This window comes from Mycobacterium sp. MAC_080597_8934, assembly GCF_000523975.1.
Lineage (GTDB): Bacteria > Actinomycetota > Actinomycetes > Mycobacteriales > Mycobacteriaceae > Mycobacterium > Mycobacterium avium.
Genome location: NZ_JAOS01000022.1, coordinates 77,055 through 89,817 on the forward strand (window position 1 = coordinate 77,055; position 12,763 = coordinate 89,817).

General features: G+C 71.6%; 11 protein-coding genes and 1 pseudogene. 6 read left to right on the plus strand and 6 right to left on the minus strand.

Features of this window, described 5'->3' with window-relative positions:
• Nucleotides 1–2: 2 nt before the first annotated feature.
• From NF20_RS12065 to NF20_RS12080, 4 genes are all read right to left on the minus strand, one after another.
• Nucleotides 3–905 carry a lysophospholipid acyltransferase family protein gene (locus tag NF20_RS12065; RefSeq protein WP_033712625.1) on the minus strand — a complete coding sequence of 301 codons (903 nt, stop codon included), beginning with the start codon at nt 903–905 and terminating at the stop codon, nt 3–5.
• Nucleotides 905–1,750, minus strand: coding sequence for a GNAT family N-acetyltransferase (locus tag NF20_RS12070; protein ID WP_033717294.1), 846 nt, complete (start codon nt 1,748–1,750; stop codon nt 905–907). Before NF20_RS12070 ends, NF20_RS12065 begins: the two co-directional genes overlap by 1 nt.
• Nucleotides 1,751–1,926: 176 nt before the next feature.
• A complete protein-coding gene (locus NF20_RS12075; protein ID WP_003874979.1) occupies nt 1,927–2,883 on the minus strand; it encodes an electron transfer flavoprotein subunit alpha/FixB family protein in 957 nt (318 codons plus the stop codon).
• A gap of 39 nt (nt 2,884–2,922) precedes the next feature.
• Complete coding sequence (locus tag NF20_RS12080) at nt 2,923–3,714, minus strand: electron transfer flavoprotein subunit beta/FixA family protein (RefSeq protein WP_003878760.1); 792 nt, start codon at nt 3,712–3,714, stop codon at nt 2,923–2,925.
• 227 nt (nt 3,715–3,941) lie between these two features.
• Between NF20_RS12080 and NF20_RS12085 the strand changes: the two genes are divergently transcribed.
• From NF20_RS12085 to NF20_RS12100, 4 genes and pseudogenes are all read left to right on the plus strand, one after another.
• Nucleotides 3,942–4,766, plus strand: coding sequence for a class I SAM-dependent methyltransferase (locus NF20_RS12085; protein WP_023896088.1), 825 nt, complete (start codon nt 3,942–3,944; stop codon nt 4,764–4,766).
• Complete coding sequence (locus NF20_RS12090) at nt 4,763–6,367, plus strand: glycoside hydrolase family 57 protein (protein ID WP_033712624.1); 1,605 nt, start codon at nt 4,763–4,765, stop codon at nt 6,365–6,367. The genes NF20_RS12085 and NF20_RS12090 overlap by 4 nt, the downstream gene beginning before the upstream one ends.
• 16 nt (nt 6,368–6,383) lie before the next feature.
• Nucleotides 6,384–7,640, plus strand: a complete 1,257-nt coding sequence (locus NF20_RS12095) for a glycosyltransferase family 4 protein (RefSeq protein WP_023884023.1) — start codon at nt 6,384–6,386, stop codon at nt 7,638–7,640.
• 20 nt (nt 7,641–7,660) lie between these two features.
• Nucleotides 7,661–9,015 (plus strand): annotated as a pseudogene (locus NF20_RS12100) (TIGR01777 family oxidoreductase).
• A gap of 51 nt (nt 9,016–9,066) precedes the next feature.
• Here the strand turns inward: NF20_RS12100 and NF20_RS12105 are convergent.
• Nucleotides 9,067–9,738, minus strand: a complete 672-nt coding sequence (locus tag NF20_RS12105; protein WP_033712622.1) for a hypothetical protein — start codon at nt 9,736–9,738, stop codon at nt 9,067–9,069.
• Between the two features lie 76 nt (nt 9,739–9,814).
• Nucleotides 9,815–10,549, minus strand: coding sequence for a hypothetical protein (locus NF20_RS12110; protein WP_033712621.1), 735 nt, complete (start codon nt 10,547–10,549; stop codon nt 9,815–9,817).
• A gap of 367 nt (nt 10,550–10,916) precedes the next feature.
• Here NF20_RS12110 and NF20_RS12115 point away from each other — a divergent pair, with 367 nt between their 5' ends.
• Nucleotides 10,917–11,348: an STAS domain-containing protein gene (locus tag NF20_RS12115; RefSeq protein ID WP_033712619.1), complete on the plus strand. Its 432-nt coding sequence runs from the start codon at nt 10,917–10,919 to the stop codon at nt 11,346–11,348.
• 235 nt (nt 11,349–11,583) lie between these two features.
• Complete coding sequence (locus NF20_RS12120) at nt 11,584–12,762, plus strand: polyprenyl synthetase family protein (RefSeq protein ID WP_023896041.1); 1,179 nt, start codon at nt 11,584–11,586, stop codon at nt 12,760–12,762.
• The last annotated feature ends 1 nt before the right edge of the window (nt 12,763 follow it).

Genomic DNA, 12,763 nt, shown 5'->3' on the forward strand with positions numbered 1-12,763 from the left:
GCTCAGGCCACCAGCACGCGCCCGTGACCAGCGCGCCGGGCCGCCGCCACGCCCACCGCGGACTGGCAGCGCCCGGCCAGGGCGCGCCGGTCGGTCCCGGGCAGCTGCAGCGACTCGACCTGCACCCGCGCCAGCGTGCGCCGCACGGTGAGCAGCCGGCGGATCGAGCCCAGCAGCGTCTCGTCGCCGACAAAGGCGGGCGCGGTGGAGGTGCTGCCGTCCACGTGCTGGTAGGTCAGCCGCAGCGGCTGCACCGGCCGCCCGGCGTCGATCGCCGCCTGGAACATGGCCGGATAGAAGGCGCCGCGGCCCGTGTGCGATGGTCCGCCTCCTCCTCCGGCCGCTCCCCGGCCGGCATCGTCGCCGTCGCGACCGCACCAGGTGGTGCCCTCCGGGAAGGCCACCACCGTCTGGCCGGCCCGCAGCCGGTGGGCGACGGCGTCCACCACGCCGGGCAGCCGCCGCAAGCTGGACCGCTCGATCGGGATGATCTTCAGAATCCGGGCCACCACCCCGGTCGCCGGCCCGCTGAACATGTCGGCGCGCGCGACGAACGACCCGGGCAGCACCGCGCCGATGGCGAAGACGTCCAGCCATGACGTGTGCGGGCTCACCACCAGCACCCCGCGCAGATTGCGAATCGGGTTGCCCGACACCGTGATCCGGACACCGAAGCAGCGCAGCACCAGCCGGCAGTAGATGCGCTGCACGCGGGTGCGCCCCGGCAGCGGCACCGCCAGCAGCGGCCAGCCCGGTGCCAGCAGCACGGCCAGCAGCAGCCGCAGCGTCACCCGCACCACCACCCGCAGCCGCCGCTCGGCCGCCGGCCGGCCGGCGGCCACGCAGCGGGCGTCACACGAGGCGCGCGGCAGCCAGGAGTGCCCGCCGCCCGCGGGGGCCTGCATCACCGGCCGCCCGCCAGTTCCGCGACCGCCGACACCGATCTCAGTCGCTTCAGGTACCGGGTGTCGGCGTCCTGCTTGCCCAGCAGCACGCAGAAGTCGCCGACCCCGAAGTCGGGGTCGTGTGCGGGCTCGCCGCACACCTGGGCGCCCAACCGCAGGTAGCCGCGCATCAGCGCCGGAACCGACGGCCGTGCGGGCGGCGGGATGTCGTCCAGGGCGGTGCCGTCGACGACGACCGGCCGGTGCGGCCGCACCCGGTACCGCGCCGGCGCGCCGTGCCGGCTGACGACGAAGTCACGCACGCCCCGCAGCCGGCTGCCCGGGGGCGCATCATCGGCGTCCCCGATGGGCACCGACACGCATCCGGTCACGTAGTCGTAGCCGTAGCGGTCCAGGTAGGCAAGGATGCCCGCCCACATCAGCAGCACCACGCCGCCGTTGCGGTGCCCGTCGCGCACCACGGCGCGGCCCATCTCCACCAGCGACGGCCGCAGCGGGTCGAAGGCGCGGATGTCGAACTCGGTGGCGGTGTAGAGCCCGCCGGCCGCGATGGCGCCCGCGGGCGCCAGCATCCGGTAGCAGCCCACCAGCTCGCCGGTGTCGTCGTCGCGGACCAGCAGGTGGTCGCAGAATTCGTCGAACCGGTCGACGTCGCGGCCGGACGCGTCGGCCGACGGCAGGGCGAAGCCCGGCGTGCTGGTGAACACCTCGTAGCGGAGCCGCTGCGCCGCCTCGATCATGGCGGGGTCGGCCGACAGCAGCAGGGAGTAGCGCGGCGCGGCCGACGACCCGGTCGCCGGACCGCTGGGGTGGTCGCTGGGTATGAGGACCGAAGCAATGCTCATGGCACCCAACGTGGCGCAGCCGATGAGCGAGTCGGCATCGACGCTGTGACGTGTCGGTGCACGTCAGATGACGAACTGTGGCGAAAAGCGTGACCGCCGTTACCTCGGGCCCAGCAGACGCAAAAGCCCCCGACACGCCGGGGTGTCGGGGGCTTTTGCGTCTGCTCGCGCGGCTATCAGCCCTTGCGGGCCTTGATCGCCTCGGTCAGCTGCGGGGCGACCTTGAACAGGTCGCCCACCACGCCGTAGTCGGCGATCTCGAAGATCGGCGCCTCTTCGTCCTTGTTGACCGCGACGATGGTCTTGGACGTCTGCATGCCCGCGCGGTGCTGGATCGCGCCGGAGATGCCCAGCGCGATGTAGAGCTGCGGCGACACCGTCTTACCGGTCTGGCCCACCTGGAACTGGCCCGGGTAGTAGCCGGAGTCGACGGCGGCACGCGAGGCGCCGACGGCCGCGCCGAGCGCGTCGGCCAGCTCCTCGACCACCTTGAAGTTCTCCGCGCTGCCCACGCCGCGGCCACCGGAGACCACGATGCTGGCCTCGGTCAACTCGGGGCGGTCACCGGCGACCGCGGGCTCGCGGGCGGTGATCTTGGTGGCGTTCTCGGCGGCGGCCGGGACCTCGACGGTGACCTGCTCGCCCGCGCCGGCGGCCGGCTCGGCGTCGACGGCACCGGCGCGCAGCGTGATCACCGGGGTGTCGCCGTTGGCCTGCGCCTCGACGGTGAACGCGCCACCGAAGATGGAGTGCACGGCCTTGGCGCCCTCCTTGACCTCGACCACGTCGACCAGCAGCCCGGAGCCGATCCGGGCGGCGAGCCGGCCGGCGATCTCCTTGCCGTCGGCGTTGGCGGCCAGCAGCACGGCGGCCGGGGCGTTCGACTCGGCCAGCGATGCCAGCACGTCGACCACCGGGGTGATCAGGTACTTGTCGACGTCGTCGGACTCGGCGACGTAGATCTTGGCAGCGCCTGCCTCCTTCAGCCCGTCGACCAGCGGCGCGGCCGTTCCCGGCGTGCCGACCACGACGGCCGACGGCTCGCCCAGCGCCCGGGCGGCGGTGATCAGTTCGGAGGTGACTTTCTTCAGTGCACCCTCGGCGTGCTCCACGAGCACCAATACTTCAGCCATGGTTTATCGCTCTTCTCGTCTGTGGGATGTGGGCTCGTCTTAGATGATCTTCTGGCCGACCAGGTACTGGGCGATCTGGTTGCCGCCCTCGCCCTCGTCGGTGACCTTCTCACCCGCGGTCTTCGGCGGCTTCGGCGTCGAGGACAGCACGCTGGAACCGGCGTTGGCCAGCCCGACCTCGTCGGGCTCGACCCCGATCTCGGCCAGCGTCAGCACCGTGACCTCTTTCTTCTTGGCGGCCATGATGCCCTTGAACGAGGGGAAGCGCGGCTCGTTGATCTTCTCGGTGACGCTCACCACCGCGGGCAGCGTGGCCTCCAGGTTGAAGACGCCGTCGTCGGTCTCCCGCTCGCCGGTGACCTTGCCGTTCTCGATGGACAGCTTGCGCAGGTGGGTGAGCTGCGGCAGGCCCAGGTACTCGGCGATGATGGCGGGCACCGCCCCGCCCGTGCCGTCGGTGGACTCGTTACCGGCGATCACCAGCTCGGTGCCCTCGATGGTGCCCAGCGCGCGCGCCAGCGCCCAGCCGGTCTGCACCACGTCGGAGCCGTGCATGCCGTCGTCCTTGAGGTGGACGGCCTTGTCGGCACCCATGGACAGCGCCTTGCGGATCGCCTCGGTGGCCCGCTCGGGGCCCGCGGTCAGCACGGTGACCGAGCCCTCGCCGCCCTCGCGCTCGCGGATCTGCAGGGCCTCTTCCACCGCGCGTTCGTTGATCTCGTCCAGCACCGCGTCGGCTGCCTCGCGGTCGAGCGTCCAGTCGCCGTCTGTCAGCTTGCGCTCCGACCAGGTGTCTGGGACCTGCTTTATCAGGACCACGATGTTCGTCATGAGTGTGGTTCGTCCTCCTCGAAGGGGTCCGCAGCGATCGACTGCCAGACCTCGGTACGCGTTTTTCGCAACGCACAGCGGTGTTACTACCCGGTAACTTCGTGCGGTATGCCTTCACACCATAGCTGGTAGTAGTGCAGGTTCCTGCAGCCCGTCCGCCCCTGCGCAGCGGGGCCAGACTTTCCCCGGTTCGCGAATCCGACACTTCGCGTTAGCCTGCCTATGCAATGAGCGCACTGGTTCCCGACGTTCCCCCGCACCCGCCCGCCGGCGCCGCACCGGCCGGCGACGCGGTGATGATGCTGACGGGCGAGCGCACCATCCCGGGCCTGGACATCGAAAACTACTGGTTCCGCCGCCACGAGGTGGTCTACCAGCGGCTCGCCCGGCATTGCGCTGGCCGCGACGTGCTCGAGGCCGGCTGCGGCGAGGGATACGGCGCGGACCTGATCGCCGGCGTCGCCCGACGCGTGATCGCCGTGGACTACGACGAGGCCGCCGTGGCCCACGTCCGCGGCCGCTACCCCCGGGTGGATGTCCTGCAGGCCAACCTCGCGCAGCTGCCGTTGCCGGACTCGTCGGTCGATGTTGTGGTCAACTTCCAGGTGATCGAGCATCTGTGGGACCAAACACAATTCGTCGTCGAGTGCGCGCGGGTGCTGCGCCCGTCCGGGCTGCTCTTGATGTCCACGCCCAACCGGATCACCTTTTCGCCGGGCCGCGACACCCCGATCAACCCGTTCCACACCCGCGAACTCAACGCCGTCGAGCTCACCGAACTGCTTGTCGGCGGCGGATTCCGCGACGTGTCGATCAGCGGCCTGTTCCACGGCCCGCGGCTGCGCGAGATGGACGCCCGGCACGGCGGCTCGATCATCGACGCCCAGATCGCCCGCGCGGTCGCCGACGACCCGTGGCCGCCGCAGCTGGCGGCCGACGTCGCCGCGGTCACCGTCGACGACTTCGAGCTGGTGCCCAGCGGCGCCGACGCCGCCTCCGGCCACCACATCGACGACAGCCTGGACCTGATCGCGATCGCGGTAGCACCGTGAATTCCTCGCACGACCGGGTTCCCGGCCTGTTCACCCTGGTTTTGCACACCCACCTGCCGTGGCTGGCCCACCACGGCCGCTGGCCGGTCGGCGAGGAATGGCTGTATCAATCCTGGGCGGCGGCCTACCTGCCGCTGCTGAGGGTGCTGGACACGCTGGCCGGCGAAGACCGCACGGGACTGCTCACGCTCGGCGTCACACCGGTGGTCAACGCGCAGCTCGACGACCCGTATTGCCTTGACGGCATGCATCATTGGCTGGCCAACTGGCGGCTGCGCGCGATGGAAGCTGCCAGTGTCCGCTCGGCGCCCCGGTCCAAGTCGGCCGGATACCAGGCGTGCACACCGGAAGCGTTGCGCGCCTTGGGTATTCGCGAATCGGCCGAGGCGGAACGAGCCCTGGACGATTTCGCCACGCGGTGGCGGCACGGCGGCAGCCCGCTGCTGCGCCGGCTGCTGGACGCCGGCACGGTCGAGTTGCTGGGCGGCCCGCTGGCCCACCCGTTCCAGCCGCTGCTGGCACCGCGGCTGCGTGAGTTCGCGCTGCGCGAGGGGCTGGCCGACGCGGCGTTGCGGCTCGGGGCGCGAAAAGGCCGGGGCCCCGGCGGGATCTGGGCGCCCGAATGCGCCTACGCGCCCGGCCTCGAGCACGACTACGCCGCGGCCGGCGTCACCCATTTCATGGTCGACGGCCCGTCGCTGCACGGCGACACCGCGCTGGGCCGGCCCGTCGGCGACACCGACGTGGTGGCGTTCGGGCGCGACCTGCAGGTCAGCTACCGGGTGTGGTCACCGAAGTCCGGCTATCCCGGCCACCCGGCGTATCGCGACTTCCACACCTACGACCACCTCACCGGTCTCAAGCCGGCCCGGGTGACGGGCCGCAACGTGCCCTCGGAGGGCAAGGCGCCCTACGATCCCGACCGCGCCGACCACGCGGTCGACCTGCACGTCGCCGACTTCGTCGACGTGGTGCGCAACCGCCTGACCAGCGAGTCGGAGCGGATCGGGCGTCCGGCGCACGTGGTGGCCGCGTTCGACACCGAGCTGTTCGGGCACTGGTGGTACGAGGGCCCGACGTGGTTGGCGCGGGTGCTGCGCGCCCTGCCCGAGGCCGGGGTCCGGGTGGGTACCCTGCACGACGCGATCGCCGGCGGCTTCGTCGGCGACCCGGTGGACCTGCCGCCCAGCTCCTGGGGGTCGGGCAAGGACTGGCAGGTGTGGGCCGGGGACCAGGTCGCCGACCTGGTCCAGCTCAACTCCGAGGTGGTCGACACCGCGCTGAGCACCGTCGACAAGGCCCTCTCACAAGCCGGGTCGCAGCCCGCCGCGCTGGACGGGCCGGTCCCCCGCGACCGCGTGGCGGACCAGATCCTGCGCGAGACCCTGCTCACCGTCTCCAGCGACTGGCCGTTCATGGTGAGCAAGGACTCGGCCGCCGACTACGCCCGCTACCGCGCCCACCTGCACGCACACGCCACCCGGGAGATCGCGGGCGCGCTGGCGTCCGGCCGGCGCGACACCGCGCAGCGGCTGGCCGACGGGTGGAACCGCGCCGACGGGCTGTTCGGGGCGCTGGATGCGCGCAGGCTGCCGCGATGAGGAGGCGGGCCGTCGCATGAAGATCCTGATGGTGTCGTGGGAGTACCCGCCGGTGGTCATCGGCGGGCTGGGCCGGCACGTGCATCACCTGTCCACCGCGCTGGCCGCGGCCGGCCACGACGTCGTCGTGCTGTCCCGCCGCCCCACCGGGACCGACCCGCGCACCCACCCGTCGACCGACCAGATCAGCGAGGGCGTCCGGGTGATCGCGGCCGCGCAGGACCCGCACGAATTCACCTTCGGCACCGACATGATGGCCTGGACGTTGGCGATGGGGCACGCCATGATCCGCGCCGGGCTGCCCCCCAAACTGCACGACAAGAAGCCCGGCGGCAACCGCCCCTGGCGTCCCGACGTCGTGCACGCGCACGACTGGCTGGTGGCCCATCCCGCGATCGCGCTCGCCCAATTCTACGACGTGCCAATGGTTTCCACCATCCACGCCACCGAAGCGGGTCGGCATTCGGGTTGGGTCAGCGGGCCGATCAGCCGTCAGGTGCACGCGATCGAGTCGTGGCTGGTGCGCGAATCCGATTCGCTGATCACCTGTTCGGCGTCGATGGCCGACGAGATCACCGAACTGTTCGGCCCCGGGCTGGCCGAGATCACGGTGATCCGCAACGGTATCGAGACCGCCCGCTGGCCGTTCGCGCCGCGCCGGCCGCGCACCGGGCCGGCCGAGCTGCTGTATCTGGGACGGCTCGAGTACGAGAAGGGCGTGCACGATGTCATCGCCGCGCTGCCGCGCATCCGGCGCACCCACCCGGGCACCACGCTGACCATCGCCGGCGAGGGCACGCAGCAGGGCTGGCTGGTCGAACAGGCGCGAAAACACCGGGTGCTCAAGGCAATCCGATTCGTCGGCCACCTCGAACACTCCGAGCTGCTGGCGATGCTGCACCGCGCCGACGCCGCGGTGCTGCCCAGCCACTACGAGCCGTTCGGCATCGTGGCGCTCGAGGCGGCCGCGGCCGGCACTCCCCTGGTCACGTCGAACATCGGCGGCCTGGGCGAGGCGGTGATCGACGGCCAGACCGGCGTCTCCTGCCCGCCCCGCGACGTGCCCGCGCTGGCCGCGGCGATCCGCACCGTGCTCGACGATCCGGAGGCCGCGCAGCGGCGCGCCTGCGCCGCCCGGGAACGGCTCACCTCGGACTTCGACTGGCACACGGTGGCGGACAAGACCGCGCAGGTGTACCTGTCCGCCAAGCGGGCGGAACGGCAGCCGCAGGCCCGGCTTCCCATCGTCGAACACGCCTTGCCCGACCGGTAGCCCGTCCCTACCGTCGAGGGATGGGGCTGCACTACGCGAGCGTCGTGGACGCCGCCATCACCGAGGTCTTCGACTGGCACGCCAGGCCGGGCGCGTTCGAGCGGCTCTCGCCGCCGTGGTCGCCGATACGGCTGCTCACCGAGGCCGCCTCGCTCAAGGACGGGCGCGCCACCCTGGCGCTGCCCGGCGGTCTGCGTTGGGTGGCGGTGCACCAGCCGGACGGCTACGACCCGCCGCGACGTTTCGTCGACAGCATCGGCGGCGACGGCCTGGCCGCGCTTCCGGCGCGAATCGCGGTGCGCTGGCGGCATATTCACGAATTCGAGGACGTCGGCGGCGACCGCACCCGGGTGATCGACCGGGTCGAGACGCCGGTGCCCGCGTCGCTGCTGCGCCCCATGTTCGACTACCGGCACCGCCAACTCGCCGGCGACCTGGCCGCCCACCGGCTGGCCGCCGAGCACGGGTTGCGGCCACTGACGGTCGCGGTCACGGGATCGTCGGGTCTGGTCGGTTCGGCGTTGACCGCGTTCCTGCGGACCGGCGGGCACCGGGTCATCCGGCTGGTGCGGCGCGCCGCGCGCGGGGACGACGAGCGGCGGTGGGACCCCGAGGATCCCGACCCGGGCTGTGCGACGGTGTCGACGCGGTGATCCACCTGGCCGGCGCCTCGATCGCCGGGCGGTTCACCGACCGGCATCGAGAAGCCGTCCGGGACAGCAGGATCGGGCCCACCCGGCGGCTGGCCGAACTGCTGGGCCGCGGCCGGCCCCGGCCCGCCGCGCTGATCTCGGCGTCGGCGATCGGCTACTACGGGTACGACCGGGGCGACGAAACCCTCACCGAGGACAGCGACCGCGGCGACGGGTTCCTGGCCGATGTGGTGGCCGACTGGGAACAGGCGACCACGCCGGCGCTGGATGCGGGCGTGCGGGTGGTGCAGGTGCGCACCGGGATCGTGCAGTCACCGCGCGGCGGCACGCTGAAGCTGATGCGCCCGTTGTTCAGCGCCGGTCTCGGCGGCCGACTGGGCGACGGGCGGCAATGGCTGTCCTGGATCGGCATCGACGATCTGATCGACGTCTACCACCGGGCGTTGTGGGACAGCAGACTCAACGGTCCGGTCAATGCCGTTGCGCCGCAACCGGTCCGAAACAGCGAGTACACGACCGCGCTGGCCGCGGTGTTGCACCGGCCCGCCGTGCTGCCGGTGCCGTCCCTGGGGCCGCGGCTGTTGCTGGGCGGTCAGGGCGCCCGCGAACTCGCGGGCGCGAGTCAGCGGGTGGCCCCGGCCAAGCTCGCCGCGGCCGGGCACCGGTTTCGTCACCCCGACATCGAGCGGGCGCTGCGTCACCTGTTGGGCCGCGGCGGCTGACGGCTTGGACGAACGACCGGGACCGCAACACTACCTCCTCACCGTGTTCGGCTACTGGTCGGCATCTCGGCCGTCGCGGCTGTGCCGGTAGGCGCGGGCGCGCAGATCGGCCAGCCACCGCGGATGCAGGGACACGCCCGGCGCCGTGTTGACGACGGGATCGAACGACACGTCGTCGTCGATCACGGCGGTCAGGCTGACGCGGGCCAAAGGCGTGAAATCGCCTCTGCCGCAGGCTTGGTCGAGCGACACCTCGATGCCGCCGCGTGCCAGACGGCGGCGGACGTCGTCCAGCGCCAGGCCGGCGCCGCCGATGTCGCCCGCGGTGCGGGCCCGCAGCCACCAGTTGGCGTCCTGATAGCGCAACGGCATCAGGGTGGTCAGCGTCTGCGCGTTCCACGAGGTGGCCGGCCGCAGCGCCACCGCGCGCGACAGCACGCCCGACCCGGCAGAGACCAGCAGGATGTCCCACGGCGTGCCCGCCGGCTGCGGTGCGCTCACCCGCAGGGCCAGGCCGATGAAGTCCGGCAGCGCGCCCGGTGTGCCGGTGGCCTTGGACAGCCGGGCGACGATGCGCGACGGCGGGATCGGCAGGCCCCGGCCCGCCGGGGCGACGCGTTCGACGACGCCTCCGGCAAGCACCCCGTCGGGATGGAAGAACCGCTTGCCGCGGATCGCGGAGCCCCAGCCAAACGGCGCCGTCGCCAGCTCGAAAACGTTCACCGGCCGCGGATTCCCGTTCTGGGTCGACGGAAACCCGCCCGCGCGCACGACCTTCGGCCGGCCGCAGGCACGAAACTTACGCTGCCGCAAACGAACCGGTGCGCCAACTGATCATGCGTAGAGCGGGCAGCTGTTGCTGGGCCCCGGGCAAGCGGCCGTCGACGGAGACCTGAGCCATGACCGCCTGCCACGACTCGAACTGGGGTGACGACCGGACCATGCCCTCGAACAGGCCCACGATGACGGCGTTGCCGTCGTCGGTCAGGGCGTAGACCGGACCGCCGACGTCGCGACCGTCCACCACCATGTCGGCGATGGCGAAACGACCGCCGGTGACCGTGCCGACGGAACCACAGTGCTGGCCGGTCGATCGGCGCAGCTGACACACCGGCAGCCCCGGCACGGCGCGCAGCCCGGGCGCGGCCAGCAGCCGGCGGCCCGTCGGCAGCAGGTCCGAGGCCGTCACATCCCTTGCCAGAGCGATGACTTCGTATTCCACCGGCAGCGTCGAGGCGTCGGCGGAGTCGGTGTCGAGCTGGCGACGGCCGAGCACCACCTCGCCGATCGGGTGATGATCACGGTCGGTCACCGCCGACTGCCCGCCGTCGCACTGCCCGCTGGTGATGGCGACCCGCAGTCGCGGCTCCACCAGTCCCACCATGCAGACGGCGTGGCCCTGATGGATTTCCATGCCGGGCGACGCGGTGACGGCCGGGTCGGCGGTCGCGTGGCCGGGCGCCGCCCAGAGCAGTATCACCGCGAGGGCCGACGCGCCCGCCAACCGCCCGCACCGCCGGCCGAGCTTTTCCATTGGGCCGCACCACCCCTCGTGTTCCTCAGGGGATCGAACGCGCACGTCACTGAACACGGGTATACCCCGCGGGCGGACCGGCAAACTCCTGGTCGGCGCTGGCCGTTTAGCGAAGAAGCGCTGTTCGCACTGGCCGGCAAACGAACACTTCCCCGCCCGCCGGGCGGCCGGGCCACCACGGGCGGCGCCGGGAGCCGGCAACCGCGGTAGGCTGCTGCTCAGGTTGAGTTCACAGCTACGTGTCTAACGGGAGCGGTGTTCGGACACTGTTCACTCCCTTTCTCATCACCAATCGATAGGCGCTTTCATGGCTGTTCTTCATCCCGCACGGTCCGCGGACCGATTCGACCCGGCGGACTGCCGGTACATGGCCGACTTCGCCCGGGCCCACCTGTTCGTCTACGCGCGCAGCCTCGGCACGGTGTTGCGGGTGGAGGGCGAGGTCGACGCGTCGAATGCGCGGGACCTCACCGCGACCATCCGCCGCTTCGGCCGGCTCAAGACTCCGTTGGTACTCGACCTGAGCCGGCTGCGCTTCATCAGCGTCGAGGGCTTCCGCGCGCTGCTGCTGCTCAACGACGAGCTGCGCAAATCGCGGGTGCACTGCTGCGTGGTGCCCGGCGCGGCCATCCGGGCCCTGCTGCGCCTCGTGCACGACAACGGGTTGGCCCTCGCCGATTCGGTGCCGGAGGCGTTCCAGAACATCGAAGACATTGTGCGGGCCCGGCGGGAGTTCCTGTCCGACCTGGCCCGGCCCCGGCCGGCCCGCACCCATGCGGGCAGCAGCGCGGCATCCTGATCGCGGCGCGTGAAGCGTTAGCGGCGTTGGCTTTTCGCCGCGCCACCGGGCCTCACACGGTCAGTTGGCGGGCCAAGCGCGCGCCGATTCACCGCTTCGTCTGGCGCAAACCAGTCAAGTTCATTAAGTTAATGTTTAAGTTACTGAACTAGATGGTATCTGATAGCGGACCGCGCCGAGCGGGCCTGACGTCAGGGCTGTGGTTTTGTCCGCGTCATCGAGGGTATGACCGGCGGTGTTCGGCCCGGGCGGGACTGGGCAGGCCGTGCCGTCCGGGAGGGAGCGCTGGGACACCATGGGAGCTTTGTCGTTTTCGCCCACCACCACGGCGGCGGCGCCGGCCTGGACGCGCATCGACGACTTCGGCGGGTGGCGGGCACACGTTCGGGCGATGGTGTTGGACGAGGTCGCCGACTTCGTCGGAGTGCGACGCGCCGACGAACTCGACCGGGCGGGGATCGGGACCGCGGGCGACATCCTGGTTCAGTTCGTCTCCGGCGGCAAGTGCCTGCGGTCGACGTTCGTCTACCTGGGCTGGCTGTGCGGGGCACCGCGCGACCGGGCGGCGCTGCGGGCCGCCGCCAGTTTCGAGCTGCTGCACGCCTTCGCACTGCTGCAAGACGATGTGATGGACGGTGCGCAGGAACGGCGGGGCCGTCCGGCCGCGCATCTGCAGTTCGGCCGGTGGCATCGGGACCGCGGATTGTCCGGCTCGCCACGGCGATTCGGTGAATCGGCCGCCATCCTGTTGGGCGATCTCTGCCTGATCTGGGCCGAACAGATGCTGCGCGACAGCGGACTCGAAGCGCGCCGCCTGCAGCGCGCGTGGCCACGCTATGACGCCATGCGCGCCGAGCTCGCGGTGGGCCAGTTCGCCGACCTGACCAACGACATCCGGCAGTCACCGGGGCTGGACGCCGTGCTGGAGGTGGCGCGCCGCAAATCGGGTAACTACACGGTGCGCCGGCCGCTGGAAATCGGCGCGACGATGGCCGGGTGTGACGACCGGACGGTGGCCCGGCTGAGCCGCTACGGCGCGGCGGTGGGTGAAGCCTTCCAGCTGCGCGACGACGTGCTGGGCGTCTTCGGCTCGCCGGCGGTCACCGGGAAGCCCTGCGCCGCAGATCTTTTCGAGCGCAAGGCCACCGCCGTGGTGGTGAGCGCCCACCAACTCGCCGATCCGCCGGTCCGGCGTGAACTCACCGAGCTCGCCACTCGTGACGTGCTGGACGCGGCCGCGATCGAGAGGTGGAAAGCGCTGATCGTCGAGACCGGAGCGGTGCGGCTGATCGAGCGGATGATCAGCGACCGCGTCGCGTCGGCACGCGAGCAGCTGTGCGGCCTACCCGTCGACGAATCGGTGCGCGCCGCGCTGGCCGAGATGGCGGCCGTCTGTACGGATCGCGCCGAATGAC

Coding starts and splice junctions, on each gene's coding strand:
- NF20_RS12065 (WP_033712625.1), bottom strand. CDS start 905: ATGCAGGCCCCCGCGGGCGGCGGGCACTCCTGGCTGCCGCGCGCCTCG.
- NF20_RS12070 (WP_033717294.1), bottom strand. CDS start 1,750: ATGAGCATTGCTTCGGTCCTCATACCCAGCGACCACCCCAGCGGTCCG.
- NF20_RS12075 (WP_003874979.1), bottom strand. CDS start 2,883: ATGGCTGAAGTATTGGTGCTCGTGGAGCACGCCGAGGGTGCACTGAAG.
- NF20_RS12080 (WP_003878760.1), bottom strand. CDS start 3,714: ATGACGAACATCGTGGTCCTGATAAAGCAGGTCCCAGACACCTGGTCG.
- NF20_RS12085 (WP_023896088.1), top strand. CDS start 3,942: ATGAGCGCACTGGTTCCCGACGTTCCCCCGCACCCGCCCGCCGGCGCC.
- NF20_RS12095 (WP_023884023.1), top strand. CDS start 6,384: ATGAAGATCCTGATGGTGTCGTGGGAGTACCCGCCGGTGGTCATCGGC.
- NF20_RS12110 (WP_033712621.1), bottom strand. CDS start 10,549: ATGGAAAAGCTCGGCCGGCGGTGCGGGCGGTTGGCGGGCGCGTCGGCC.
- NF20_RS12115 (WP_033712619.1), top strand. CDS start 10,917: ATGGCCGACTTCGCCCGGGCCCACCTGTTCGTCTACGCGCGCAGCCTC.